This window comes from Ruegeria sp. BHSC037 (genome assembly GCF_059613045.1).
On record NZ_JBXWRT010000006.1, the window covers coordinates 17,155 to 42,424 of the forward strand.

The following is a 25,270-nucleotide window of genomic DNA, read 5'->3' on the forward strand; positions in this document are numbered from 1 at the left end:
CGATATGGCTCATTTAGCGTGTGCGTAATTTGAAGGTGGCACTTTCATTTGCCGGTCCGCGGGTCTGGGCCTTACGATTGGGCAGATCCGCCGTTTCCGATTTCTGGAACGTGAAAACCCGACACAAGAGATTGCGCCATTTGTTTGGGGAAGGGAACGGCCATGACCACGGAAGCGATTTCAAATTCTAAGCCGATCAACGCCACTGCGGAAGACTGGGGCAAGATCTTTGCCGTTCTGCCCAGCGAATTGGCCAAGAATAACCCCGACCAGTTGCAGAGCCGTTTTGAATTGTTCGAGGTGACCGAGGATGCGGTCCTTGCGCCGGACGGAATGTATGTCGTGCTGGACGGGATCGTGAAGCTGCGGCAGGGCGGGGTCAACCTGGCGACGGCCGATGATGGTGACTATTTCTATGAGGAACATCTTGAAATCCCGGATCTCCCTGTCAGCCTGCAGGCCGTCGCGCTTGCGGGGACGCGGATCGCCTATCTGTCGCGCGGCAAGTGGCATGAAATTCCGTCCGAGATCCGCGCCGAGTGTTTCGCGACCCTGTTCGGCGATCTGGTCAGCGTGCACCTGCAGAATTTCCAGCAGCCGATCAACTGCTGCAGCGTGACCGCGGCCGCGCTGAGCATGTCGGCGCTGGGCTTCAGTTGCGAGGTGAACGACATCTTCCGGGTCTGCGAACTACCCACCAGCTTTGTCGTCAATGACGGCATCTCGCTGGGTGAACTGTTCGACGTGGCCTGCACCTATATCCATTCGCAGGGTCTGCGCGACCTGGTGCAGGTCCAGGCCTATTTCATGGACGAGGCCACGACCTCAGTGCCGCTGCTGCTTGAGGCGATTGACGAATCCAATCGCCTGGGCGGGGACAACGACATTCTGGTGGCGAATTTTCAGGTTGGGGTCGCGCATGGCAAGCCCACCATGCCCGGCGGCCATTTCGCGGTGATCGCCAAGTGCAACCCCAGCACCGGTCTGGTGCACATGATGGATGTGCATCCCGAAAAATACGGCAAGCTGTGGGTCACCACGATCGACCGCTTGTACGCAGCCATGTCCGACCGAGACGGTACGTCGATGCGGGCGCGCGGTCTGTTGCGGTTTTCCGCGCGCGAGGCGGTCAAGACGACGTTGCAGACCTTCCGTCAGGACTGCAACTACGTGGACAGCACCCGGTATCTGGCCCGAGACCCCAAGAAACGCCGCAACCTGTTCCGGCGGGCCAGCCCGAACATGAACAGTCTAGGCGTTCTGGCCGAAAGCCTGCAGATTCTTGGCGATGTCCAGGTCACCGAAGACAAGCTGCTGATCGCGACCCAGACCTCGTACACCGAGGCGCTGAGCCGGGTATCGACCGCCAAGAAGATGAGCGAGATGGCCCAACGGTATCTGGCCGGCACTTCCGAGGTGCATATCGGCAGCACGTTCCGCAGCTATGCGGAGCGACCCGGGAAGGACAAAAGATCGCCGCAAGACTGGTTCCGGGATCAGCTGCGCAGTCTGAACGAACATGAGGGGCGCCACCTGATGATCAACATCGACTTCAACCGCGTGTTGGGGTTCGAGGTGATCCGGCCGCCTGAAAACGTGTTCCGCGAGACGGCGCTGCTGGAAGAGTTCTGGTGCCTGTGCATCGCCTATGACGAAAAGGCCGACCTTGTCACCGTCGTCGACATGAGCCCGGCCACGTCGCAGGTCTGGCAGGCGCCGCGGGGGCATATCTTTCGCGGGCTGCGCGACCTGAAGAGTCCGGCCATGCTGGTGATCGAGGAGACCCAGCCCCCGGAAGACCCCAGCGACGTGGCGCGGATTGTCCGAGAGAACCCGCTGGTTCTGTTTTACGAGGACGAGGACCCGTGGTCGCATATGTTGAGGAACATCTTGGCCAATATCGGCGCGACCTCCGTTAGGCTTGTCGATGTCGCTGGGCACGGGGCCAATGCCATGAAAATGCGCCGGCAACTGGTGGCGGAAAGTGGCAAGGAAAAGGTGCCTTATCTTTTCTTCAAGGGGAAATGTCTGGGCAAGCGCAGCGACATCGTCGACATGATCTTGGACGGCAGCCTGCAGGAAGAGATGAAGAAGGCTGGTCTGCCGGTCTTGCTGCGCCAAGAGTCGCCGAGCCTCGACAAGAACATCTTCGGCTACCCCAAGGGCGGGTTGACCGCGCCGCCGAACGGGCGGCGGAACGTTCTGTTGTGCGCCTGCGGCTCGTCCGCGGCCGACAAGGTGCCGGAACTTGTCGCCCGGATCACCAAGGCGGGCCACAACGTGAAACTGATCCCCTCGGTCGCCGCCGAGAAATTCTTTCGCGACATCGGATCCGACAAGGACGCCGAGGCCCGGAAAGCAAAGCGGAACCGCAAAAAGTCCAAGACCCAGAAGGTCGAGGACTACATCACCCACAACGATTACTACCGTGACGATGACGAGTGGAATTTCCGCTATACCGAGTTTGCCATGCCGTTGCGCGCCTCGCATCTGGCTTTGTGCGACTGGGCCGATTGCGTGATCGTCGCGCCGGTCACCTGCAACACGATGGGTAAAATCGCCAACGGCATTGCAGACAACTTGCTGACCTCGGTTTTTGTGGCCTGGCAGTACCGCAACAAGCCGGCGATCCTCTGCCCGGCCTGTAATACCAACATGTGGAACAACGTCACCACCCAGAAAAACGTCGAAAAGCTGCGCGATCTGGGGATCGATCTTGTCGGTCCCCGCAAGGGGCGCCTTTCGAACGGGATGATGGGCATCGGAATGATGGCCACGCCCGACCAGATCATGGAGGTGTTGGAAGAAGCGTTCGAAGAGCTGGAAAACCACGAACACAACATCTGCAAATGGGCGCAGGAGGCCGCGGCTTCGGATGATTTCAAGCGGTGGGAACCCGTGCTCAAGGCCATCGACGACGGGATTGCCGGCATCGACATCGTGGACGACAACAATGGCGACACGCTGCTGCACTATGCAGCCGGCGGCGAGGGCGAACTGACCGAGAACGGGCAGGACCTGGGCAAGCCGGACATCGAGGCCGCCAAGGCTCTGATCGCCCGCGGTATCAACGTGAACGCAACCAACGATCACGGCTTTACCAGCCTGCATGTGGCGGCGATGAACAACTCGGCCGAGATGGTCGCAACCCTGCTGGCGGCGGATAGCATCGATGCAAGCCCGCTGATCCATTTCCTGCAGGATCCGGTGCGTTCCAGGGGTATCAGGGTATCGGACGAGATCCGCGCAATGTTGGAAAACTGGGCCAACACCCATGGCCTGTCAGAGCCGGAAGAAGTGGAAGACGAAGACGACCTGATCGAAGACCGCGAGAAGACCTATCTGTACTTCACCTACGGATCGCTCAAAAAAGGCTTTCCGAACCACGACGCCCATGCGGATGTGCTGGATGATCTGGTCGGGCCTGCGATCACCCGGCAGCCGATGCCCCTGATCGTTCCCAAGGAGCCGTTCTGTGACAACCCGAACTGTGCCTATCTGCACCGCATGGCCACGCTGGTCGACCGCAAGGGCACCGGGCGTCCGATCAAGGGCGAGGTCTATCGGGTCACCTCGGGCGGGTTGAAGGAGTTGGACAAGCTCGAGGGCTTTCACGGGCCGGGCGCGGCCGACAACGTCTATGTCCGCAAGCGGATCAACGTTCTGATGGATGGCGTGAAAAAGCCCGCCTATGTCTATGTCATCGCCAATCCGGAAAAATACCTGGCCGATCTGGAGCGCGGCACGTCCGAGTTGGTGGACGAGTATACTATCGACATGGCGACGGGCACACTGAAGCCGGGGTACGAGGCGGTGACCTAACCGCTCTGGTGCGCCACTGCCGGGGGCGCGCCGGTGGCCGGTCGCGCCTTCACGCTGAGGTTCCAGCCGGTGATCGCGATCATGCAGATCAGGACGAAGGGCCAGAAGGCGGCCTTTGGGATCAGATTGTCCCTGTAGTGGATGACCCACAGCGACGGCGCGGATTCCGAGGCGAACAGATATGTGTTCACCGAGACAGCCAGCAGCATGAAATACATCAGGAAAAAGAACGATTCCATGTAGATGACCGGCGACCCGGCAAAGCCTTCGCGCAGTTGCACATGGGCCAGCAGGATCACGAAGAACAGGACCGAGCAGGTTCCGATCACGCCCGATGTGCTGAAATCGTGCCGCTCGACCAGGCTGGGCTTGCGCGTAACGGTCATCACCGCGCCGAACAGCAGCATCGTCACCACGATCAGCGGAATCATGTGCACCACGAAAGCGTTGGCGAAATTGCGTTTGATGACGAAATTATAGTGCAGTTCCGGAAGATTGGTCTGAAACTCGTTCTCGCCGATGCCCAGCGTCGTATCCAGATCGGACAATTTGTAGTCGAAATAGGTGTTCTCACGCTCCCACGTCCCCATGACGATGCGGTTGTCGATGCCAAAGATGTCCTGCGGTCCCGTGGCGGGGTAGGCGGTGAAATCCGGTACCAATGCCACGTTGACGTCGAAGCGCCCCGGCCAGAACCGGACCCAGACGGTTTTGTGGTCGAACGGATAGCTGGTGTAGTCGAAAGACTGGCGCAGGGTCTGTTCGAAATACCACCCGATCAGCGTACTGCCGTCCCTTTTCATTCGGTAGGCCTCTTGGATCACGCCATTCGCGACATCGACCGCTTCGGGCAGGAGAAAGCCCACCTCGTCCCGGTCCGGCCGGATCGCATCGTGTTCGCCATCCAGATAGTGCTGCCAGACATAGCCCGAGACCCGCACGTCGCTGGCGCCTTCGAAGCTGAAGCTCTTGATGAAGATGCCGGTCTTGACCCGCAGGTCCGGCGCGTTGTCCAGCCCGGCCAGAAAGGTATCGACGGCGGCCACATCCGGCAATTGCGTTGGATCGTTGTCAAACCGGTTCAACGCGACCCAGAGCTTGAACAGAACCAGCATCAAGACGGCGGACAGGATGCCCGACAACAGCCAAACCTTTTTTTCGATCGTCATCCGGGCCCTTTCGGTCTGATGTATCTGTCACTCCGCGGGTTCCGGCGCCAGGAAATCCAGGCTGCCGGTCAACGACCGCGATATGCCCATCTGTGCGAACCCGGATTGCAGCGCGTCGAATTCCGCATGGGTGCGGGGGTCCATCCCGGCGCGTCCGGCCTGGGCCAGGATACGGGTCTGGCGGATGGACAGATCGACCATCGGCAGGGGTTCCGAGGCGGTAAAGGCCGCAAGATCGTCGGCGAAGGCAACCGCGCGGTCCCACTCGTGCCGCGCCAGCATCACCGCGCTGGCGTCGGTATAGAAATGTAGGTGGCTGTGGCCCACGCAACCCTCGGCGATGATGGCGGCGCCCTGCGCCAGCAGATCGTCTTGCCGATCGGGATCATCCAGCGCCAGCGCCAGTGCCGAAAGGGCTTTGGGGCCGACGAAGTTGCGTCCGTGTTCCAACGCGATGTCAACGGCCTGTCCCCCCGTTTCGCGCGCCGCGCTGACCTCTCCGATATAGGCCTGAGTCCGGGCAAGATGCTCCAGCGCCTGCGCCTCGAGCCGTTTGGCCCCAACGCGCTGGGCGATCGCGGCAGATTGGGCGAATGCGTCACGCGCGCCGTCGAGGTCTCCCTGAAAAGTACAGGCCACACCCAGACAGGTCTGGGCCACGCATTCGGGGACGAAGGCAAAGTATTTCTGGCTGATCTCGATGGCTTCCTGCGCGTCGGCGCGGCCCTGGGCGACGTCTCCGGAGTAGCTGCGGGCAACGCTCAGATTGTGCAGGTTGGCTGCCAGATCGCGCACCAGACCGTGTTCGCGTGCCCGCTCGACCGCCTGCGTGTAAAATGTGGCAGCCGTCTGCATGGTCGCGTTCATGAAATTGGCGTCGCCAAAGCCGCTGAGCGCACCGACCTCCAGCCGCGCCGATCCCAGCTTGCGGGCCAGCTTCAGGGCGATTTCGTTGCTGTCCATGGCGTCCTGAACCCGGCCGAGCGGGAAATAGATGTTGCCCCGCACATAGTTGATCTGCGCCAGATCCCGTTCCAGACCGCTGCGTCTGGCGGCGTCTTCGGCAATGTCCAGGCTGTTCAGCGCATCCTGATACCGGCTAGCCTGACGGGCGGCCTGGGCCAGGCCGATATGGACCCGGCAGATCTGTTCGTCGCTGTCGGCCAGCGCCGCCGCTTCGCTGAATTCCCGCAGGGCGTCGTCGGACAGCCCCTGAAGCCGGTGGATTTCGGCGCGTGCGCAGTACAGGTCCAGCCGAACGTCCGGCGAGGCAGGCAATTCGAGGGCGCGCTCGATCAGGGGATTGGCATCGTCGAACTGGAACGACTGGATCAGGTTTTCTGCCGCCTCCAGATAGGCCAGGGCCGCATTCGGGGCGCCGGCCCGGTCCAGATGCCTTGCCCGCAAGGTGGCGTCTTTGCCTTCGTACCACCGGGCGGCCTGTTCATGCAGCCGGGCGCGTTCGGATTTGACCAGCGTCGCGTACGAGCCGTCGCGGATCAGGGCGTGAGCGAACATCAGATCGGACCCGGTTTCGCGGATCAGCGCGGTGCGGGTCAGGGTCGAGATGTCCAGTTGATCTTCGCCCAGCAGAAAGCTCAGAACCTCGGGCGAGAACCGTTGCCCCAGAACCGAGGCCGACTGGATCGCCGCCCGGCTGCTCCGGTCCAGCCCGTCCAGCCGCGATTGCACGATACCCTGGATGCTGCCCGGAACGGTTTCGCGGGTCAGGGCATCGATGTTGCGCAGCAATTGTTCAAGAAACAGGGGGTTGCCGCCCGCACGCTGAACGCAGGTTTCCAGAAGCGCGGGGTCGATGGCAGTGAATTCCTCGACCAGCATGCGGGCCTGCGCGTCACCCATCGGGGACAATTCCAGTTTCGAGATCAGCGCGCCGTCGGTGGCCATTTCCCAATCGCGATCAATCGGATCGCCTTCCACCCGACTTGTCATCTGAAGGACACAGGGCAGATCCCGCGTTGCCGAAGCGATCTGGCAGCATTGGGTCAGGATCTCGGGCGAGGCCCAGTGGATGTCCTCGACCTGGATCAGCAGGGGGGTCTCGCGGCTGCGGGCCCTCAGCAGATCTTCGATTACCTGACGCCGGCCGCGCATGCGCGCGGCGTTGTCCATCGCCGCATACACCTCGGCCAGGCCGGGCTCTTGTTCGAGGTCGAGCAGGGCGCTCAGATGGGCCGAACCGGCCGGGCTGACCCAGCCCCGGTCGATGGCTTGCCGGACGGCGTCGGCTCCTGCACCGCGGGCGTCCGATGGGTCCAGTCCCATCAGGCTTCGGGCGATGGACTGGATGGCGGAATGCCCTTCGCGGGTCCCGAAATCCATCACCACGCCGGAATGCACGGCGTAGGACAGGCTTTCGGCCAGGTCCGCCACCTGTTCGGAAAAGTGGGTCTTGCCGATGCCGGGTTCGCCCAGAACGATATGCACCTCGCCCTTGCCGTGTTGCTTGCAGCGGTCGAATGTGGCCGAGAACAGCGACAGCTCGCGGGCGCGTCCGATGAACTTGTGCCGGCGCGCGCGGATGTTTCGGGTCAGGCGATCCAGGCGCCAGACTTCGACATCCTTGTTCAGGCCCTTGATGGCCTTCGTGCCGATCGCCTCGCCGACGAACAGCGGCCCCAGGGCCCTCTGGATGTCGTGCGACACCAGTGTCTCGCCCGGGGCCGAGATATCGGTCAGGCGCGAGGCCAGGTTCACGCCGTCGCCCGTCACCGTGTATTCGGTATGGGCCGCGCTGCCGGTGTTGCTGGCGATGACCTGCCCCGAGGCGATGCCGATATGGCACGACAGCGGCGGGTCCAGCGTGGGCAGGGCGGCGTGGATCTCCAGCGCGGCGCGTGCGGCCCGTTCGGTGTCGTTGGTATGCGAGATCGGTGCTCCGAACACGGCCATCACGGCGTCGCCGATATGCTTGTCGATCCGGCCGCCGTACTTTTCGACCGCGCGATCGACCTTGCCGAAGAATGCGTTCAAAAGGGCGTGGATGTCCTCGGCGTCGCGCTCGCTGGACAGTTTCGTGAACCCGGTCAGGTCGGCGAACAGAACGGTGACCTGCCGTCTCGCCGGTTCCGGCGCGGTCGCAGGCTGGTAGGGGGTAACGGTTTCGGGTTCATCCAGTTCGGCGATGGCGCGCAGCAGCCGCCGGCGGTCGCCCACGGCGGTGACGCCGATCTCGCGCAGGTCCTCTCCCGTCAATTCGGGAAGGATCGCCAGATCGATCTTGTTGTCCGTGAACGCCTGGGCGTAGTCCGACAACCCAAGCGCGCTCAGCCATTCCTTCAGGTCGCCAGACATCGGGGCCCTCAGAAGCATCCACCCAAGCGCAGCCTAGACCAGAACACAGGGCCGAGTCTGCATTTTTCGTGCCAAAGGCGTATGATGTCTATGCATTTACTGGGGCGCCCTTCCCGAGACCGAGCCATACCTACAGGCAGATTCCAAGCTCTCAGCCTTGCAAAAACCTGAGTGCAGGCCTGTCGATTCGTCAGGGCAATACCGGCTGCGACTTGATCCAGATTAAGTCGACATTGACTCGCGCAGACTATGCACGCAGCACGAACGGAGTACCACGCATGTTGAACAAACTGGTGGGCGGCACATGTCTGCAGTCGCAAGCAGGCGGGTGTTCCTGACGGTGCGCCTGTCTTGCGAAGACGACGGAGCAATGTGGCCGCCGGGAGCGGACCGCGACAATTTCCCCGATCTCTGAACGAGTTGCGGCGACTGTGTCGCGGCTTGCCCCGAGAAGGGTCTGGTGCTGAACGCCCGCGCCTGCCGGTTTTCCAGCCGCAGGATGCGGGCTGTACCTTCTGCGGCGACTGCACCAATGTGTGCAAGACCAAGGCGCTGGACCTGGCCCGGTTTGCTTATGGCCGTGGAGCGCGCAGGTGGCCGCTACCAGCCTGTCCATGAACGCGGTCAGCTGCCGGATCTGTCAGGACTGTTGTGACCAGGGCGCCATCGGGTTTCGTTTGAAGACCGGCGGATTGGCCGACCCCGTCCTGAACGAAGACGCCTGCATCGGCTGCGGAGCCTGCGCCACCGCATGTCCTGCGGGCGCGATCACGTTGCAGCGGGCACAACATCTGGAGGCCGCCGAATGAATATCTGCGGATGCCTGGTTCATCTCGCGCCGACCTACACCGCCTCGGCCCGGTCGGCAATTGCCGGGTTCGACGGGGTCGAAATCCATGCCGAGGCCGAGGATGGCCGGTTCGTGGTGATCGTCGAGGATACGCCCGAACGCCTAGCCTCGGAGACGATCATGGACCTGCACCAGATCCCCGGGGTCGTGTCCCTGACCTATCACCATTTCGAAGATCTCGCGGAGACCCGCCTGCGTCCTGAAACTCCCAGCCAAGATTCCAGCCGGCGGCCCTCGTCATGACCATTACCGAATCTCGCCGCACGTTTCTGAAAGCAACTGCCGCCGCCGCGACAGCTTCCGCGGCCGGTATCCCGCTGGCAACGGGCCAGGCTGCGGCCCAAGTCGCCAATGCTGACATCCGCTGGGACAAGGCACCGTGCCGGTTCTGCGGTACGGGCTGCTCGGTTCTGGTGGGCAACAAGGATGGCCGCGTGGTCGCCACCCAGGGCGACCCTGACGCGCCGGTGAACCGGGGGCTGAACTGCATCAAGGGCTATTTCCTGTCCAAGATCATGTACGGCAAGGACCGTCTGACCACCCACTGCTGCGCAAGTCGAACGGCGTCTACGACAAGAACGGCGAGTTCTAGCCCGTCAGCTGGGACGAAGGCTTCGACGTGATGGCCCAGAAGTTGAAAGAGGCGCTGGTCAAGAAAAGTCCGACCAGCGTGGGCATGTTCGGCTCAGGGCAGTGGACCGTGTGGGAGGGCTATGCCGCGGCCAAGCTGATGAAGGCCTGGTTCCGATCGAACAACATCGACCCGAACGCGCGGCACTGCATGGCCTCGGCCGTGGTGGGCTTCATGCGCCCTTCGGCATCGACGGACCCATGGGCTGCTATGACGACCTCGAACATGGCCGAGATGCACCCGATTCGGTGGTCGCGCCTGACTGATACGCGCCTGACCAAGCCGGCGCGCAGGTGCATGTGCTGTCCACCTTCGAGCACCGCTCGCTCGAGCTGGCCGACAACGGCATCATCTTCAAGCCGCAGACCGACCCGGCGATCCTGAACTACATCGCCAACTACATCATCCAGACCGGCGCGGTGAACGAGGACTTCGTCAAGAACCACGTCAACATCACCAAGACCGCCACCGACATCGTCTACGGCCTGCGCGAGACTCACCCGCTGCAACAGGCCGCGGCGCATCCGGACTCGGGCAAGCTGGAGCCGATCTCGTTCGAGGAATATTCTGCCTCGGTCGCGGATTACACGCTGGAATACGTGTCCGAGCTGTCGGGCGTGCCGGCGAGCCAGCTCGAGCGACTGGCCAAGGAATATGCCGATCCGAACCGCAAGATCGCCGAGACCAATTGGAACATCCCCGCAGGCACCATCCCGGCCAAGCTGGGTTCCCACGCGGTTCTGCAGCACCGCAAACTGAAGGATGGCGACCTGAACGTCTATTGGGTGCCGTGCAACAACAACATGCAGGCCGCGCCCAACATGAACGAAGAAGGCTATCCCGGCTATCGCAACCCCGACAACTTCATCGTCGTGTCGGACCCGTACCCGACCGTCACCGCGGTTTCGGCCGACCTGATCCTGCCCACCGCCATGTGGGTCGAGAAGGAGGGCGCCTATGGCAACGCCGAACGCCGCACCCAGTTCTGGCGTAAGCAGGTCAAGGCCCCCGGGCGATGCCAAGTCGGACCTGTGGCAGCAGATGGAGTTCTCGAAACGCTTCACCGTCGAGGAGGTCTGGGACGAAGAACTGCTTGCCAAGATGCCCGAGCATCGCGGCAAGACCCTGTTCGAGGTGCTGTTCGCCAACGGTAAGGTCGACAAATATCCGCTGTCGGAGACCGCTGAAGGGGTCCACAACGACGAACCCGAGCATTTCGGGTTCTAAGTCCAGAAGGGCCTGTTCGAGGAATATCCCAGCTTTGGCCGCGGCAAGGCGCATGACCTTGCACCGTTCGAAACCTATCATCAGGCGCGCGGGCTGCGCTGGCCGGTCGTGGACGGGAAAGAGACGCTCTTTCGCTTCCGCGAAGGCTATGACCCGTATGTGCCCGAAGGCGCCGAGGTGAAATTCTATCGCCACAAGGACGGCAAGGCCAAGATCATCTTTGCGCCCTACAAGCCGGCGGCCGAGGAGCCGGACGAGGAATACGATCTGTGGCTGTGCACCGGCCGGGTGCTGGAGCACTGGCATTCCGGGGCGATGACCCGCCGCGTGCCCGAGTTGCACCGCGCCTTCCCCGCCGCTGTGGTGTTCATGCACCCCGAGGACGCCAAGGAACGCGGCGTGCGCCGCGGGCAAGAGATCGTGCTGTCTACCCGCCGCGGCAAAGTGATCAGCCGCGTCGAGATCCGCGGGCGCAACAAAGTGCCGCGTGGCCTCGTGCTCATGCCGTGGTTCGACGAGGGCCAGCTGACCAACAAGCTGACACTGGATGCGACCTGTCCGCTGTCCAAAGAGACGGACTTCAAGAAATGCGCCTGCAAGGTTGAGCGGGCGTAAGGGCAGGGGTCGCAAAGGTCGGGTGTGATGTCTTTGGTCGGCAAACCTCTTTCGCCGCAACGGCGCCGGTTCCTGCAGGATTCGGCGTGCGCGGCGGGTGGCTGTCTGGTCGCCGGGTCGTTGCTGGCCTTTCTGGCCCGCGACGCCCGCGCCCTGCCGGCCGAGGCCCTGCGGCCGCCGGGGGCGTTGCCCGAAGATGGCTTTCTGGACGCCTGCATCCGCTGCGGGCTGTGCGTCCGCGACTGTCCCTGTGAAACGCTGAAGCTGGCCGAGTTGGGTCTCGACGCGGTGGCGACCGGCACGCCGTACTTCATCGCTCGCGATGCGCCCTGCGAGATGTGCGAAGACATCCCCTGTGTCGCGGCCTGCCCGGACCGGGCGCGGACAACCTTGCCGCACCGGGCGGGTACGAACCGGGTTACAACCTTCCAGGGGCAGGCCAATGACAGCGCGCGCGCATATGCCCGTCGGGCACGAGGCCCGCGAGGTCAAAGGATGGGTCGGCGCGCATCGGTTCCTGCTGCTGCGGCGCTTCAGTTAGGTTTTCTTTCTGGCGCTGTTCCTGCTGGGGCCGTGGTTCGGCATCTGGATCGTCAAGGGCACGCTGGCCGGATCGCTGACGCTGGACCTGCTGCCGCTGACCGATCCGTTCATCCTGCTGCAGGAGCTGGTGGCTGGCCACTGGCGCTGATCCGCGGGCTGATCGTTCTGGTGGCCTGTGCGCTGATTGGCGGGCGGGTCTATTGTTCGGGGGTGCGCCCGATCAAAACCGGTTACGGATGCCGCGCATTGGCTGCACCGTCAGCTGGACCTGCCCAAGGGTTGGCAGCCCAAACGCAGCACCCGGTTGTGGATACTGGTGACGGTTCTGATCGTGTCGGCCCTGACCGGCGTGATCGCATGGGAATTGGTCAACCCCATCACCATGCTGCACCGCAGGCTGGTCTTTGGCATGGGTTTTGTCTGGGCGATGGTCGTGGCGATCTGTGTCTTTGACCTGTTCGTGGCCCGGCATGGCTGGTGCGGCCACATCTGCCAGGTCGGCGCCTTCTACGGCCTGATCGGCGCCAAAAGCCTGCTGCGGGTCAGCGCCACCAACCGCGCCGCCTGCGATGACTGCATGGATTGCTATGCGGTCTGCCCGGAAAACCAGGTGATCTCGCCCGCACTGAAGGGCAAGCCGGAATCCAGCCCGCTGATCCTGTCGCCCGATTGCACAACATGCGGCCGCTGCATCGATGTGTGTTCGGTCGATGTCTTCAAACTTACCCACCGGTTCAATGACGCCGACGTCGCGCCACCCGATCCGGCCGCCGCGCCTCAGGCGCGTGCCGCCAGACCTGCATAAGGGAGTGCCAAGATGAGAAAATCGATAGCGACAGGAGCAATGGCCCTGATCCCAGTGCTTCTTGTGGGTGGGCTTGCCTTTGCGCAATCCGCCCAGGTGTCGACCTCGCGCGGTGCGGATGTGAAGGAGCCCGTCATCCTTGACGAGGTCCACCGCAACGTCGAGGGCCGCATGCAGCGCAACTATCGCCAGCAGCCGCCGTTGATCCCGCACAAGATCGACCAGTACCAGATCGACATCCGCACCAATCAATGCCTGTCTTGCCACGACTGGACCAAGGCCGGTGAGCGCAACGCGCCGACCCTGTCGATGATTCACTATCTGGATCGCGAAGGCAACGAGCTCGATCAGATCGCGGGCACTCGGTAATTCTGCAACCAGTGCCACGTCCCGCAGGCGGATGTGCCAGCCCTGGTCGACAACCTGTTCCAGCCCTCGGCCGGAAACTGATCCAGCTTCGGACTGAAAGGAGCACCCGAAATGGCAGACTCACCTGAAAAGCGCGGCTTGATTGGCCGCATCTGGGCGTGGATCTGGACAGCGGCCACTGCGTTCAGCGCAGGCTTTCTGGTCTTGGCGGGCTTTCTGGCCGGCATCCTGTTCTGGGGTGGTTTCCACTGGACGCTTGAGATGACGAATACCGAAGAATTCTGCGTCTCGTGCCACACGATGGAAACCAACCTTGGCAATACCGGGAAACGATCCACTACAACAACCACTCCGGCGTACGGGTCATCTGTTCCAATTGCCACGTGCCCAAGGAATGGAGCTTTAAGATCGAAGCCAAGATCATGGCAGTGAAAGACGTCTATCACGAGCTGGTCGGCACCATCAGCACGCCCGAGAAATACGAGAATCACCGCCTGCAGATGGCCTCGGCCGTGTGGAAAAAGATGAAGGCCTCGGACAGCCGCGAATGCCGCAACTGTCACAATTTCGAATACATGGACTTCACCATTCAGGAAACGCGCGGCGCCAACGAGCACCAGCGTGCGATCGACGAGAACATGACCTGCATCGACTGCCACCAGGGCATCGCGCACAGCCTGCCGCCGGGTTATCTGTAAGAGTATCAGAAAGTGGTCGCATCGCTGGAGCCGGTGACCGGCACCGAGGTGGCGCAAAGTACCGGCGCGGCCGAGATCCGGTCATTCCTGAACAGCACATCCGACCAGGAGTGGCACGACATGCTTGAGATTTTGGGGACGATCGGCGGCAACATCTTGAGCCTGCCCGGCATTCTGGGCCTTGCACTGGGCATGATGACGCGCAAGTTGTGGCTGGGTGCGATTTTGGGTGCGGCCGTGGGTTTGCTGGAAACCCTGGCCTTTGCCCATTGGCAGTTCAGCAATGTCGAAACGCTGGAGTTGTCGATCGGAGTTCTGGTCGGTTTGCTGGCAGGCAACGTGGGCAGCGCCATCCGGATCAAGGGCGCCACGGTCTGAGGTTCGGGGCGCGCGCGGGGGCGGCGACCAAGTCTCAGTCCTAGCGCTTCTTGAGGTGCCGGATAATCGCATTGCAAGCAGTCCGGCCAGCCCCGGGGTCATGGTGCCAAGCAGGTCGCGCGAAACGGCCTTGAGGCCCTGCACCGTGTCGCGGGCTTCGGCCAGCGTGTCCTGCAATTCGGCCTCGATATCCCCGATCGCCATGTTGCGCAGCTTGGCCACCGGCGCGGTGTCGGTTTCGGCGCTGATCGAATTGGCAACGACCAGAAAAACCAACGCCACACCAAGATTGACCACCCCAGCGACCAGAGCGGCCACCGGTTTCGACATGGTGGTCGTCAGGGCAAAATAGCCCGCTATGTTCACCATCACGACGGCCAGCGCCGCCGCCAGCCCCGCGGCTGCGAAAAAGCCCGTACTTTTCGCCAGAACCGTCAGGTTGCGCTGGGCAATCAGGCGTTCGGTTCGCAGAATGATGGACGCGTTTCGTGAAATGCGGCTCATCTGTCACCCTCCTGGCGCGCGGCCTATCATGTAGCGCAGGGCACACACCCCGAGGGCGAACAGGATCGCCTTCTTGTGGGGCAGCGAATCCAGTTCGGTCAGGACGTCATCAAGCTCGCTGGACCATTCGTCCAACGTTTCCGGCAGCTTCTCGGAGAGGTCGCTTTTCGCGGCCTTCGCGTCGGACTCTGACGAGGCCTAGGGGCTGTTGTTTCGAGCGTTCTTCGAGCTGGTGTTTCAAATCTGCGACCTGCTTTTCAAGCTCGGCCTTGGTGACCATGGGTCTTTCTTTCTGCTGTCCGAGGGGTGCGTCGCCGTGTCGGTGGAATTTATGACTACGCGACAGTCCCATGTTGAGACATCGGGCAAGCAGCAGCACGCCCCGGGCTGAAAATCCGTTTTTCGCAGCGGGAATTATCATCTTGATTTGACAGAGGTGCAACATTTTCGTGATAGCTGCATTTCCGTCTCTTTTCCGCCCGATTCTTCCTTGATAGGTGTGCCCGCGTAAGGGGTGATACGTTAAAAGGTTTGGGCAGGCAGATGAACGCCAAGTATGACAATCGCGCAGCGGTTTTTTGGTCGCAGACGGAAATCGACGGTTTGGAAGCGGCGCCCTTGGCCGATTTGACCGTCGGGTCCGCCTGGTCTTTGATGGGCCGGGTCACCTATCTGCGCGATGTCGGGCACGTGATGTCCGCGCAAGCGGTGGCATCAGCAAGCAGGGCGGCGCAGTCACGGTCGGCTTCGCAGCTGTCCGGGTTTGAACCGTACGCGCCGATTGCCAAGGTTGTGCTGACAAATGGCGCTCAGAGTTTCGAGGCGGAATTGGCGCTTGTCGATGGCGCCAAAGAGCCGGTGTTGTTCTTCGAAAACGGATGCCCCGCCCGTGGTCAGGAATTCTGGGTCAGCGCGGTGAACGCGGTCACCCGGACCGACGCGCACGGCGCGACCCAAGCGAACGTGCTTGCTTTCCCGCCGAAGGCGGCAAAGGGCCGGGGGCGGGTTTGCGCGACATAGGTTGCAGTCTTCGGCGCGGATTTCCTTGGTCCGCCGAGACCGGCCGTTCACCCTTTTGGCGGAATTGTTACGCATGCGTGTTGACTCTGCGGGTTCGGCAGATATAAGCGCGGCTCCATTGGTGTTGGTGGCCCCCGCAAGGGGATGCCTGTCATGGGGGAGACCTCAAGAGGACAACGCCCTTCATAGTGGCCCGCTGGGCCTCGATCTGACGAAGGAGATCAGCCGTGACCAAACGCACGTCTGCCAAGTACAAAATCGACCGCCGGATGGGCGAAAACATCTGGGGTCGTCCGAAATCCCCGGTCAACCGCCGCGAATACGGCCCCGGCCAGCACGGCCAGCGCCGCAAGGGCAAGCTGTCGGACTTTGGCCTGCAGCTGCGCGCCAAGCAGAAGCTGAAAGGCTACTACGGCGACCTGACCGAAAAGCAGTTCCGCCGCATCTACGCCGAAGCCGAGCGTGTGAAGGGCGATACCGGTGAAAACCTGATCGGCCTGCTCGAGCGCCGTCTGGACGCCGTGGTCTATCGCGCCAAGTTCGTGCCGACCGTGTTCGCCGCACGTCAATTCGTGAACCACGGCCACGTCAAGGTGAACGGCAAGCGGGTGAACATCCCCAGCTACCGCGTCAAGGAAGGCGACGTGATCGAGGTCCGCGACAAGTCCAAGCAGCTGGCCGTCGTTCTGGAAGCGGTTGCCCTGGCCGAGCGTGACGTGCCGGATTACCTGGATGTCGACCACTCGAAGATGACCGCGACCTTCGTGCGCACCCCGTCGCTGGGCGACGTGCCGTACCCGGTCATGATGGAACCCAACCTGGTCGTCGAATTCTACGCCAAGAACTAAGACGGCGGCATTCGCGAATTTGGGGCCGTACGCTGCAAGGCGTGCGGCCCTTTTCGTTGTCATGTCCGTGCGCGCTTCCTGTCAAGGAAAGGGAGTCCCGTGCCCGCCAAACTCAGAATCGAGCATATCCTCGAACGAACCATCTGTGCGCTGCGTTGGCTCATGGCGCAGGTCTATCTGGGCCTCGGCCTAACCATCGGTCTTTTGATGGTCGTGTTCCTGCGCGAGCTTGCCCACTATCTGCCGCAGGCCATGGAGATGAGCGCTGAAACCGCGATCCTGACGGCTCTGACGTTGATCGACCTGTGTCTGGTCGGCAACCTGATGGTCATTGTGCTGATGTCGGGCTAAGAGAATTTCGTGTCGAAATTCGATCTGGACAGCGTCGACGACTGGCTGGCCTGGTTGGACAAGATCGATTTTTCCGAGCTTGAAGATCAAACTTCTGGGCTCGATCGTGGAAATTTCGGCGATCCATCTTCTGAAGCTGTTGATGGAGATCAGCAAGGAAAAGGATGCGCCTGTTGATGCCAAGCAGATACGGTGGTTTTCTGCGATTCATGCGGTTCTGGTCGCTTCGGGCCTTCTGCTGGGGGGTATGGATTGGCTGAAGGAGCGGGCCGTCCCGGCCAATCACGGCACAATCAAGTACGGCCGGGCGTCGGATCACTGACACCCCGCGCGGGCCGGCGGGGCCGTATATCGGCCCGGCCTCGGCCACGCAGAGTTTACAGAGGCAGCGGTCGTCCTTCGGCAATGGCCTCCATCGCGAAATACGAGGTCACGCTGTCCAACTCGACCTTCTCGATCAGGCGCTGATAAACCTTGTCATAACTCGCCATATCCTGCGTGACGACCTTGAGCTGATAGTCATAGTCGCCGCCGATCCGGTGGAAATCCACAACCTCGGGAATGGTGAGGACATGGCTGCGAAAGGCCTTCAGCCACTCAGCCGAGTGGTGACGCGTGCGCAGCATCACGAACACCACCAGGTTCAACCCCAGTTTTTCGCGCGCGATCCGGGCTGTCGACCCCGTGAGCACACCCGCGTCGTTCAGCGCCTTGAGGCGTCGCCAGCACGCGTTTTGAGACAGGCCGACACGCTCGGCCAGTTCCCGTTGGGACAGAGTCGCGTCCTTTTGCAGTTCGCGAAGAAGGCGTGTGTCAATTTGATCTATTTTTTCGATCATGATGGACCATATGACCCATGATCTCGGTAAATCAAGCAAATAAAGGTGAAATTCTCTCGCGAAAACCCGATCATATTCAGGGGCGCAATATGGAGCCGATGACATGACCCTGTCCCATTTTCGTGCAGAAATCCAAGCCGCCACTCGCAAGTCGACCCTGCGCGACGGGCTGATCGGAGAGAACGTTCTGATCCCGGGTCTGCATGGGGACGTGCCGCTTGTGTACGCGGATTACGTTGCCTCGGGCCGCGCATTACGGCAGGTCGAGGATTTTGTGGCCCAGCAGGTGTTGCCGTTCTATGCGAACAGCCACACTGAGGCCTCCTATTGCGGTTCCTACATGACGCGACTGCGCCGCGAGGCGCGCGCGGAAATAGCCCGCATCGTTGGCGCGAGGGGAGATGACGCGGTGATCTTCACCGGGTCCGGTGCCACTGCGGGGCTCAACCGGCTGGTCAGTTTGATGGGAGTGCAAGAGGCTGACCGGCCGGTTGTCTTGATCGGCCCGTACGAGCACCATTCGAACATCCTGCCCTGGCGCGAGAGCAAGGCGCAGGTCATCGAGATCCCCGAAGGCCCCGAGGGCGGGCCGGACATGGCGGTGCTGGAACAGACGCTGATCGAGCATTCGGATTCGGATCTGGTGATCGGGTCATTTTCGGCGGCGTCGAACGTTACGGGCGTGATCACCGACCCCGATCCGGTGACGCGGCTGCTGAAACGGCACGGGGCGCGCGCGGTCTGGGATTACGCCGGGGGTGGGCCCTATCTGCCGATGGATATGGGGCCGGACGATGCGCGCAAGGATGCCATCGTCGTTTCTCCGCACAAGTTTCCGGGAGGGCCGGGGGCTTCGGGTGTTCTGATCGTGACCCAGAGCGCCGTGCGCCGCACCTGTCCCAGCTGGCCGGGCGGGGGCACGGTCAGCTTCGTTTCGCCCTGGCGCCACGACTACAGCTCCGATCTGGCCACCCGCGAAGAGGCGGGAACCCCGAACGTGATCGGCGACATCCGCGCAGCCCTGGCCTTCATCGTTAAGGATGCCGTGGGCACCGACGAGATCGCCCGGCGCGAGGCGCTGTACAACCGAATGGCGCTGGAGGGATGGCGTGACAACCCGAACCTGACACTGTTGGGTGTGGATCACCCGCACCGCCTGCCGATCTTTTCCTTCCTAGTGCGCGACAACACAGGGCAACCGGTGCACCAACAGCTCTTCACCCGGATGCTCAGCGACATCTATGGGGTTCAGGCGCGCGGCGGGTGTGCCTGCGCCGGCCCCTATGCGCATCGGCTGCTGGGTATCGACAAGGCGGCCTCGGAGGCGCTGCATGCGGCGTTGTCGGCCGGGGAAGAGATGAAGAAACCGGGTTGGGTGCGGCTGAACTTCTCGTACATGATGCCCGAGGACACGGTTCAGTTCATCATCGACAGCGTCAATGACCTGTCGCGCCGCACGCAGGAATACGCCCCGTTCTACGCCGCCGATCCGGCAACCGCCCGCTTCAAGGCGGCGTGACGGAATTGCCGCTTTTCCCAAGGCCTTGAGACCTGTATGAGGGGCGCAACCAACGGAGCCCCTCATGAACAAGATCACCCCGCAACCCGGCATCATGGACATCGCGCTGTATCAGGGCGGCCAGTCGCATGTCGAGGGCGTGGAAAACGTCATCAAGCTGAGTTCCAACGAAAACCCCTTTGGCCCCAGCCCTAAGGCGATCGAAGCCGTGCGCGACAGCGCCACGATGCTGCATCGTTATCCGGTGACCGATCACTACAACCTGCGCGCCGCGATCGGCGAGCGGCACGGTCTGGACCCCGACCGGATCATTTGCGGCGTGGGCAGTGACGAAGTGCTGCAATTCGTGGCCCAGGCCTATGCCGGGCCGGGGGACGAGGTGATCCATACCGAGCATGGATTCTCGATGTACCCGATCATCGCCCGTATGGCCGGCGCGACCCCGGTCGAGGTGCCCGAGCGCGACCGCAAGGTCGATGTCGATGCGATCCTCGCCGCGGTGACCGACTGCACCCGGATCGTTTTCGTGACCAACCCGGGCAATCCGACCTCTACCATGATCTCGGACGCCGAACTGACGCGCCTGGCCGAGGGCCTGCCGCAGACCTGCCTGATGGTCCTGGATGGCGCCTATGCGGAATTCGTACCGGGCTTTGACGGCGGCGCCGGTCTGGTGGACCGGTTCGAGAACGTAATCATGACCCGCACCTTCTCGAAGATTTACGGGCTGGGCGGCATGCGGGTCGGCTGGGGCTATGCGCAACGCGAAATCATCGACGTGCTGAACCGCGTGCGCCAGCCCTTCAACCTGTCGCTGACGGCCATCGCAGCAGCGGAGGCCGCCGTGGCCGATGTGGAATATGTCGAGTTCTGTCGGGCAGAGAACGCGCGCTTGCGCGAATGGCTGTCGGCCGAACTGGCCAAGATCGGCGTTCCGTCCGATCCGTCCTGCACCAATTTCATCCTCGCGCGGTTCGTGGATCAGGCCGAGGCTGAGGCCTGCGACGCCTATCTGCAATCGAAAGGTTTGATCGTGCGCCGGGTTGCGGGCTACAAGTTGCCCAACGCACTGCGGATCACCGTGGGCGACGAAAAGGCCTGTCGCCGCGTGGTTGCGGCCATCACCGCGTTCAAAGGGGGCGCCGCATGAGCCAGATCTATGATCGCGTGGCGCTGATCGGGTTGGGCCTGATCGCCTCTTCGATGTACTGGGCGATCAAGCGCGCTGGGCTGGCGGGCGAGGTGACAGGCTATGCCCGGTCCGAGGCCACCCGCGACACTGCGCGGCGCATCGGGCTTTGCGACCGGGTCTGCGACACCGCGCAAGAGGCGGTCGAGGGCGCCGATCTGGTTGTCCTGTGTGTTCCGGTCGGGGCGATGGGCGCCGTCGCCAAGGACATCGCGCCGGTGCTAAAGCCCGGCGCGACCGTGTCGGATGTCGGTTCGGTCAAGCGGCACGTCATTCAGGAGGTCGGCCCGCATATTCCTGAAGGCGTGCACTTCGTGCCTGCCCACCCGCTGGCCGGGACCGAGCATTCCGGCCCCGAATCCGGCTTTGCCGAGCTGTTCGACAACCGCTGGTGCCTGCTGGTTCCGGTCGAAGGGTCTGACGCCGAGGCCATCGCACGCCTGCGCGCCTTGTGGGAAGGGATGGGATCCAATGTCGACGAGATGGATGCCGATCACCACGATCTGGTTCTGGCCGTCACCAGCCACGCGCCGCACCTGATCGCCTATACGATGGTGGGTGTGGCCGACGACCTGCGGCGTGTCACCGACTCCGAGGTCATCAAGTACTCTGCCGCCGGTTTCCGTGATTTCACCCGGATCGCGGCTTCGGACCCGACCATGTGGCGCGACGTGTTCCTGACCAACAAGGACGCGACGTTGGAAATCCTCGGTCGCTTTACCGAAGAGCTGTTTGCCCTCCAGCGCGCGATTCGCACGGGCGATGGTCAGCAGCTGTTCGACTATTTCACCCGCACCAGGGCGATCCGGCGCGGCATCATCGACGCGGGTCAGGACACCGACGCCCCCGATTTCGGACGGGTAAAGGCCAAGTCATGAGGGCGGCTCGGGGAACGATCTTGTCGATGGTGGCGGCGGTTCTGACCCAGGCTGCCAGCGCCGCGGCGCCCGATTCTTCCTTGGTTCCGATTGCACGGCCTGTGCCCGACACGAACCTGGTCACGGCGGCCTATGTCCCGGCAGGGACCGCAACGCCGATCACCGTTTCAGAAAGGACGCGACCCGTGTTGCGGCCCGTTTCCGCTCAGTTTCTGGCTGTTGCCGCGCGCCCGGCTGCACTGCCGTTCCTCGCGCCGGATTCGTCCTTGAAACCTTATCTGCGACCCGAAACGCTGGAACAGGAAATCCTTTTCAGGAAACGCAAACTGCAAAAGGGATCGGTGTGCGGCGACATTGCCATACAGGGCAAGCCGGTCGGCACCGTACCCGGCAAGATCCAGGCCTGCGGGATCAAGGATGCGGTCCAAATCACGTCCGTGTCGGGCGTGGCGCTCAGCCGGCCGTCGAAGATGGATTGCGGCACGGCCATCGCGTTGAACAAATGGGTCGACAAGACCGTCAAACCGACGTTCAAACGGCGCGGTCCAGTGGTCGAACTGCAGGTTGCCGCACACTACGCTTGCCGCACCCGGAACAACCGGAAAGGCGCCAGGATCTCGGAACATGGCAAGGGTCGGGCCATTGATATCTCGGGGTTCAAAATGGCCGATGGCGAGGTGGTGACTGTTCTGGACGGGTGGCGCAAGAACCCCTCGAAGAAGCAGCTGACCAAGATCTGGCGTGGAGCGTGCGGGCCGTTCGGAACGGTTCTGGGGCCGAATTCCGACCGTTATCACCGGGATCATTTCCATCTGGATACCGCCCGTTACCGCCGCGGCCCCTACTGCCGCTAACGCAGGATCAGGCGCGGAGCAGGCCCCAACGGCAACGGGCCGAGCGCCACGAACCCGTCGCGGAAATTCAGCTGCAGATCCAGCGCATTTGGATTACCCCCCAATCCGGCCAGCAGGTTCAGTGCCCGCGTGACCGGATCAACGGCTTGATCGGGCAGGGCACCCGCAGCATTGGCCATGGCGATCATGTCGCGCCAGTTCTCGGCCTTGATCGCCATTTCGCCGACTGGGATACCCTGTTCATCAACCTCTAACGCGCCGGTTGCCAGCAGCCGCAGTTCGCCCCATTGCACCTCGGCAAGGTGCAGGTCGATCAGGCGGGGTTGCGGACGGCGTTGCTCGAGCGCGGAACGGTCCCAGGTTTTGTCGAAGGTTACGTTCATGTCCAGCTTCAGCGTCTCGAACGCCTGCGGCAGGGACGTGGCCGAGCGCATGAGTGCGCGCAGATCGTCCCCGGGCGAGAACGCATCCGAGTTGATCTTGACGGCATAGCTCTCAGGTGTCTCGACCTGTTCCATCATCAGATGCAGCGATCCGGCGGCCGCGGACTCGGTTCCATCGCGCATGACCGACCACGGACCCGCTGACAGGGCCATCCGTTCCAACTCCAGCGCCACGCCGGGTCGCAGGTGAAGTTCGGCCTGTAGGTCCCGGGCCTGAATGGTCGCCGTCTGGTCGAAATACGACAGCCTCTGCGGCGTGTCGGCAAACCGCAACACTTGCCGCCCGGGCCAGATGGCGGGGCTTTGAAACTCGATCCAGTCGGCGCTCCAGGCCGTGCCTGTCTCCGGATCCGCCAGCGCCGGGCTGTCCAACCGGGTGCGGTGATGCAGTGGATAGCCCGAGGTATGGACCTGCGCGAAATCCGCCAGCCAGCCCCTGGCCTGCTGATGGTCGAACCATCCGGTGATCGCGCTGCGCAACCCGTACCCGGCGATGGCCCAATACGCGCTCCAGACGACCGCAAGAAAAATCAGAACTCGTATCAGTCGGCGCATGGGAAATGGCCCTTTTTCCTGCCTCGGAATTGATGTTTATAGGCCCAAACGGGCAAGGGCCAGAACTATGACGATGTGGGTATTCGGATACGGGTCGCTTTTGTGGAATCCGGGCTTTCCGGTAGCCCGGCGCGAACACGCGACGCTGCATGGCTATGCCCGGTCGTTCTGCATGCGGTCGATCCACCACCGGGGAACCGAAGAAAACCCCGGGCTGGTCCTGGCGCTGGATGAACATCCCAGTGCGCACTGCAAGGGCCTGGCGCTGGCGGTCGAGCCGGGCCACGAGGCGCGCACGCTGGACGAACTGCGCGAGCGGGAGTTGATCTCGTCGGCCTACGTGGAAAAGATGCTGGACGTACAGTTGGATGCCGGAGGAACCGTGAATGCGGTGACCTATGTGATCGACCCCGACCATGTGCAGTATTGCGGCGGTCTGCCGTTGGAAGAGCAGGCGCAGATCATAGCCGTGGCCGTCGGCGGGCGCGGCCCCAACACCGAATATCTGTACAACACCGCCGCACATCTGGCCGAGATCGGCCTGCACGACCCGGAACTCGAGTGTTTGTCGCGACGCGTGCGCAGCCTGACCGCATAAAGCCTTGGCGTCGCCGGCGGAAATTCTGTAGATTCTCGACAAAGCAGGCAAAAACCGGGAACAACTCGCATGGCGCAGGCACAGCACGGCGCGAGACCACATTTCTCGCAACCGATCCGGCAAATCGTGATGATGCTGATCGCAATCGGGCTTTCGGGGCTGGGCGTGTTTCTGGCGCTTCCCTATGTGCGGCCGGTCTTCGAAGCGAACCCCTATCTGAACGGATTCATCCTTCTGGTCTTTTTCATCGGGGTGTTGGCCTGTTTCTATCAGGTGACGCAATTGATCGGTTCGGTTCGCTGGATCGAGGCCTTCGTTGGCGGCGTCGTCCGCGAGGACGCTCAGACACCGCAATTGCTGGCCCCGTTGGCGTCGCTGCTGCGGTCACGCGGGGCGCGGTCCCAGATCAGCGCCAGCTCGGCCCGTTCGATTCTGGATTCGGTGGCCGTGCGGATCGAGGAAGAGCGCGAGTTCACCCGCTACATCACCAACCTTCTGATCTATCTGGGGCTGTTGGGCACCTTTTTCGGTCTGGCCACGACCGTTCCGGCCATCGTCGATACGATCCGCAGCCTGAACCCGCAGGAAGGTGAAGAAGGCCTGGCCGTGTTCAACCGTCTCATGTCCGGTCTGGAAAGCCAGCTTCAGGGCATGGGCGTGGCCTTTGGATCATCGCTGCTGGGGCTTGCGGGGTCGTTGATCGTCGGGCTGCTCGAGCTGTTTGCGGGCCACGGCCAGAACCGGTTCTACCGCGAGCTTGAGGAGTGGTTGTCCTCGATCACCCGGGTGGGGTTTGCCGCCGGCGACGAAGGCGGCGCAGAACTGGCCGTTCTGACGCCGGTTCTGGATGCGATGTCAGAACAGATGGACGCGCTGCAGGATCTGTTCGTCGCCCAGCAGGAAGACCGGGCCGAGGTCTCGGCTAGGTTGAGCAGCCTGGTCGAGGTCATTGCCGAGATGAACCAGCGCCAGGCGCAGGGCGAGGACGTAACCGCCGCGCTGGAACGTGTGGCGCTGGGGCAGGAGGCGTTGTTGGATCACATGCGCGAACATGGCGCGGGCGAGGGGATCGATGCCGAAAGCCGCATGCGCCTGCGGTCGATGGACGTGCAGTTGCTGCGCATTCTCGAAGAGATTTCGGCCGGCCGCCAGGACAGCATGAACGAATTGCGCAAGGATTTCGAGGTACTGATCAAGGCGCTGACCTCCTCGCGCGGGGCGGTGCGACCGGCCCCGGGAGGAGACTAGAT

20 protein-coding genes and 3 pseudogenes are annotated in these 25,270 nt (G+C 62.5%); 17 read left to right on the forward strand and 6 right to left on the reverse strand.

Annotation, left to right across the window (positions count from 1 at the left end):
- Nucleotides 1-162: 162 nt before the first annotated feature.
- Nucleotides 163-3,822 (forward strand): flavoprotein, encoded by a 3,660-nt coding sequence (locus AC2FMN_RS07410; protein ID WP_496687192.1) that lies wholly within the window; start codon nucleotides 163-165, stop codon nucleotides 3,820-3,822.
- On the opposite strand, the gene AC2FMN_RS07415 is transcribed toward AC2FMN_RS07410, so the two are convergent.
- Together AC2FMN_RS07415 and AC2FMN_RS07420 are read right to left on the reverse strand one after the other, a co-directional pair.
- Nucleotides 3,819-4,991 carry a hypothetical protein gene (locus AC2FMN_RS07415; RefSeq protein ID WP_496687194.1) on the reverse strand — a complete coding sequence of 391 codons (1,173 nt, stop codon included), beginning with the start codon at nucleotides 4,989-4,991 and terminating at the stop codon, nucleotides 3,819-3,821. The genes AC2FMN_RS07410 and AC2FMN_RS07415 overlap by 4 nt on opposite strands.
- 27 nt (nucleotides 4,992-5,018) lie before the next feature.
- On the reverse strand, nucleotides 5,019-8,306 hold the full coding sequence (locus tag AC2FMN_RS07420) for an adenylate/guanylate cyclase domain-containing protein (RefSeq protein WP_496687195.1): 3,288 nt from the start codon (nucleotides 8,304-8,306) through the stop codon (nucleotides 5,019-5,021).
- A 593-nt stretch (nucleotides 8,307-8,899) separates the two neighbouring features.
- Here AC2FMN_RS07420 and AC2FMN_RS07425 point away from each other — a divergent pair.
- From AC2FMN_RS07425 to AC2FMN_RS07450, 6 genes and pseudogenes are all read left to right on the forward strand, one after another.
- A complete protein-coding gene (locus AC2FMN_RS07425; RefSeq protein ID WP_496683424.1) occupies nucleotides 8,900-9,115 on the forward strand; it encodes a 4Fe-4S binding protein in 216 nt (71 codons plus the stop codon).
- Nucleotides 9,112-9,399: a chaperone NapD gene (locus tag AC2FMN_RS07430; RefSeq protein WP_496687197.1), complete on the forward strand. Its 288-nt coding sequence runs from the start codon at nucleotides 9,112-9,114 to the stop codon at nucleotides 9,397-9,399. Before AC2FMN_RS07425 ends, AC2FMN_RS07430 begins: the two co-directional genes overlap by 4 nt.
- Nucleotides 9,396-11,629: pseudogene (locus tag AC2FMN_RS07435) on the forward strand (molybdopterin-dependent oxidoreductase). Before AC2FMN_RS07430 ends, AC2FMN_RS07435 begins: the two are co-directional and overlap by 4 nt.
- 727 nt (nucleotides 11,630-12,356) lie before the next feature.
- Nucleotides 12,357-12,977, forward strand: a complete 621-nt coding sequence (gene napH / locus AC2FMN_RS07440; protein WP_496687199.1) for a quinol dehydrogenase ferredoxin subunit NapH — start codon at nucleotides 12,357-12,359, stop codon at nucleotides 12,975-12,977.
- Nucleotides 12,978-13,016: 39 nt separating this feature from the next.
- A pseudogene (locus tag AC2FMN_RS07445) lies at nucleotides 13,017-13,427 on the forward strand (nitrate reductase cytochrome c-type subunit).
- Nucleotides 13,428-13,457: 30 nt separating this feature from the next.
- Nucleotides 13,458-14,044, forward strand: a pseudogene (locus AC2FMN_RS07450) (NapC/NirT family cytochrome c).
- An 81-nt stretch (nucleotides 14,045-14,125) separates the two neighbouring features.
- Here AC2FMN_RS07450 and AC2FMN_RS07455 read toward each other — a convergent pair.
- Both AC2FMN_RS07455 and AC2FMN_RS07460 read right to left on the reverse strand, forming a co-directional pair.
- Nucleotides 14,126-14,926 carry a hypothetical protein gene (locus tag AC2FMN_RS07455; RefSeq protein ID WP_496687200.1) on the reverse strand — a complete coding sequence of 267 codons (801 nt, stop codon included), beginning with the start codon at nucleotides 14,924-14,926 and terminating at the stop codon, nucleotides 14,126-14,128.
- Nucleotides 14,927-14,929: 3 nt separating this feature from the next.
- Nucleotides 14,930-15,061: a hypothetical protein gene (locus AC2FMN_RS07460; protein ID WP_496678654.1), complete on the reverse strand. Its 132-nt coding sequence runs from the start codon at nucleotides 15,059-15,061 to the stop codon at nucleotides 14,930-14,932.
- A 519-nt stretch (nucleotides 15,062-15,580) separates the two neighbouring features.
- Between AC2FMN_RS07460 and AC2FMN_RS07465 the strand changes: the two genes are divergently transcribed.
- The 4 genes from AC2FMN_RS07465 to AC2FMN_RS07480 all read left to right on the forward strand — a co-directional run bounded on the left by AC2FMN_RS07465 (nucleotide 15,581) and on the right by AC2FMN_RS07480 (nucleotide 17,467).
- Nucleotides 15,581-15,946 carry a hypothetical protein gene (locus AC2FMN_RS07465; RefSeq protein ID WP_496687202.1) on the forward strand — a complete coding sequence of 122 codons (366 nt, stop codon included), beginning with the start codon at nucleotides 15,581-15,583 and terminating at the stop codon, nucleotides 15,944-15,946.
- 227 nt (nucleotides 15,947-16,173) lie between these two features.
- Nucleotides 16,174-16,794: a 30S ribosomal protein S4 gene (rpsD, locus tag AC2FMN_RS07470; RefSeq protein ID WP_005981478.1), complete on the forward strand. Its 621-nt coding sequence runs from the start codon at nucleotides 16,174-16,176 to the stop codon at nucleotides 16,792-16,794.
- A 99-nt stretch (nucleotides 16,795-16,893) separates the two neighbouring features.
- Nucleotides 16,894-17,145, forward strand: coding sequence for a YqhA family protein (locus AC2FMN_RS07475; RefSeq protein WP_496678650.1), 252 nt, complete (start codon nucleotides 16,894-16,896; stop codon nucleotides 17,143-17,145).
- Nucleotides 17,146-17,224: 79 nt separating this feature from the next.
- The gene (locus AC2FMN_RS07480; RefSeq protein WP_496687203.1) at nucleotides 17,225-17,467 is read left to right on the forward strand and encodes a hypothetical protein; all 243 of its coding nucleotides are present in this window, start codon (nucleotides 17,225-17,227) and stop codon (nucleotides 17,465-17,467) included.
- A 55-nt stretch (nucleotides 17,468-17,522) separates the two neighbouring features.
- Here the strand turns inward: AC2FMN_RS07480 and AC2FMN_RS07485 are convergent, their stop codons facing one another.
- Nucleotides 17,523-17,984 (reverse strand): Lrp/AsnC family transcriptional regulator, encoded by a 462-nt coding sequence (locus AC2FMN_RS07485; protein WP_496687204.1) that lies wholly within the window; start codon nucleotides 17,982-17,984, stop codon nucleotides 17,523-17,525.
- Between the two features lie 103 nt (nucleotides 17,985-18,087).
- Here AC2FMN_RS07485 and AC2FMN_RS07490 point away from each other — a divergent pair, with 103 nt between their 5' ends.
- The 4 genes from AC2FMN_RS07490 (at nucleotide 18,088) to AC2FMN_RS07505 (ending at nucleotide 22,424) form a co-directional block, all read left to right on the forward strand.
- Nucleotides 18,088-19,503, forward strand: coding sequence for an aminotransferase class V-fold PLP-dependent enzyme (locus AC2FMN_RS07490; protein ID WP_496687205.1), 1,416 nt, complete (start codon nucleotides 18,088-18,090; stop codon nucleotides 19,501-19,503).
- A 64-nt stretch (nucleotides 19,504-19,567) separates the two neighbouring features.
- A complete protein-coding gene (hisC, locus tag AC2FMN_RS07495; RefSeq protein WP_496687207.1) occupies nucleotides 19,568-20,653 on the forward strand; it encodes a histidinol-phosphate transaminase in 1,086 nt (361 codons plus the stop codon).
- Nucleotides 20,650-21,570 carry a prephenate/arogenate dehydrogenase family protein gene (locus AC2FMN_RS07500; protein WP_496687209.1) on the forward strand — a complete coding sequence of 307 codons (921 nt, stop codon included), beginning with the start codon at nucleotides 20,650-20,652 and terminating at the stop codon, nucleotides 21,568-21,570. The genes hisC and AC2FMN_RS07500 overlap by 4 nt, the downstream gene beginning before the upstream one ends.
- Entirely contained in the window at nucleotides 21,567-22,424 is an 858-nt protein-coding gene (locus AC2FMN_RS07505) for an extensin-like domain-containing protein (protein WP_496687211.1), read from the forward strand. Before AC2FMN_RS07500 ends, AC2FMN_RS07505 begins: the two co-directional genes overlap by 4 nt.
- On the opposite strand, the gene AC2FMN_RS07510 is transcribed toward AC2FMN_RS07505, so the two are convergent.
- Nucleotides 22,421-23,422: a DUF2125 domain-containing protein gene (locus AC2FMN_RS07510; RefSeq protein ID WP_496687213.1), complete on the reverse strand. Its 1,002-nt coding sequence runs from the start codon at nucleotides 23,420-23,422 to the stop codon at nucleotides 22,421-22,423. The genes AC2FMN_RS07505 and AC2FMN_RS07510 overlap by 4 nt on opposite strands.
- Before the next feature lie 67 nt (nucleotides 23,423-23,489).
- Here AC2FMN_RS07510 and AC2FMN_RS07515 point away from each other — a divergent pair, with 67 nt between their 5' ends.
- Nucleotides 23,490-24,020: a gamma-glutamylcyclotransferase gene (locus tag AC2FMN_RS07515; RefSeq protein ID WP_496687214.1), complete on the forward strand. Its 531-nt coding sequence runs from the start codon at nucleotides 23,490-23,492 to the stop codon at nucleotides 24,018-24,020.
- Nucleotides 24,021-24,089: 69 nt separating this feature from the next.
- Nucleotides 24,090-25,268, forward strand: coding sequence for a biopolymer transporter ExbB (locus AC2FMN_RS07520; RefSeq protein ID WP_496687216.1), 1,179 nt, complete (start codon nucleotides 24,090-24,092; stop codon nucleotides 25,266-25,268).
- Nucleotides 25,269-25,270 lie beyond the last annotated feature (2 nt).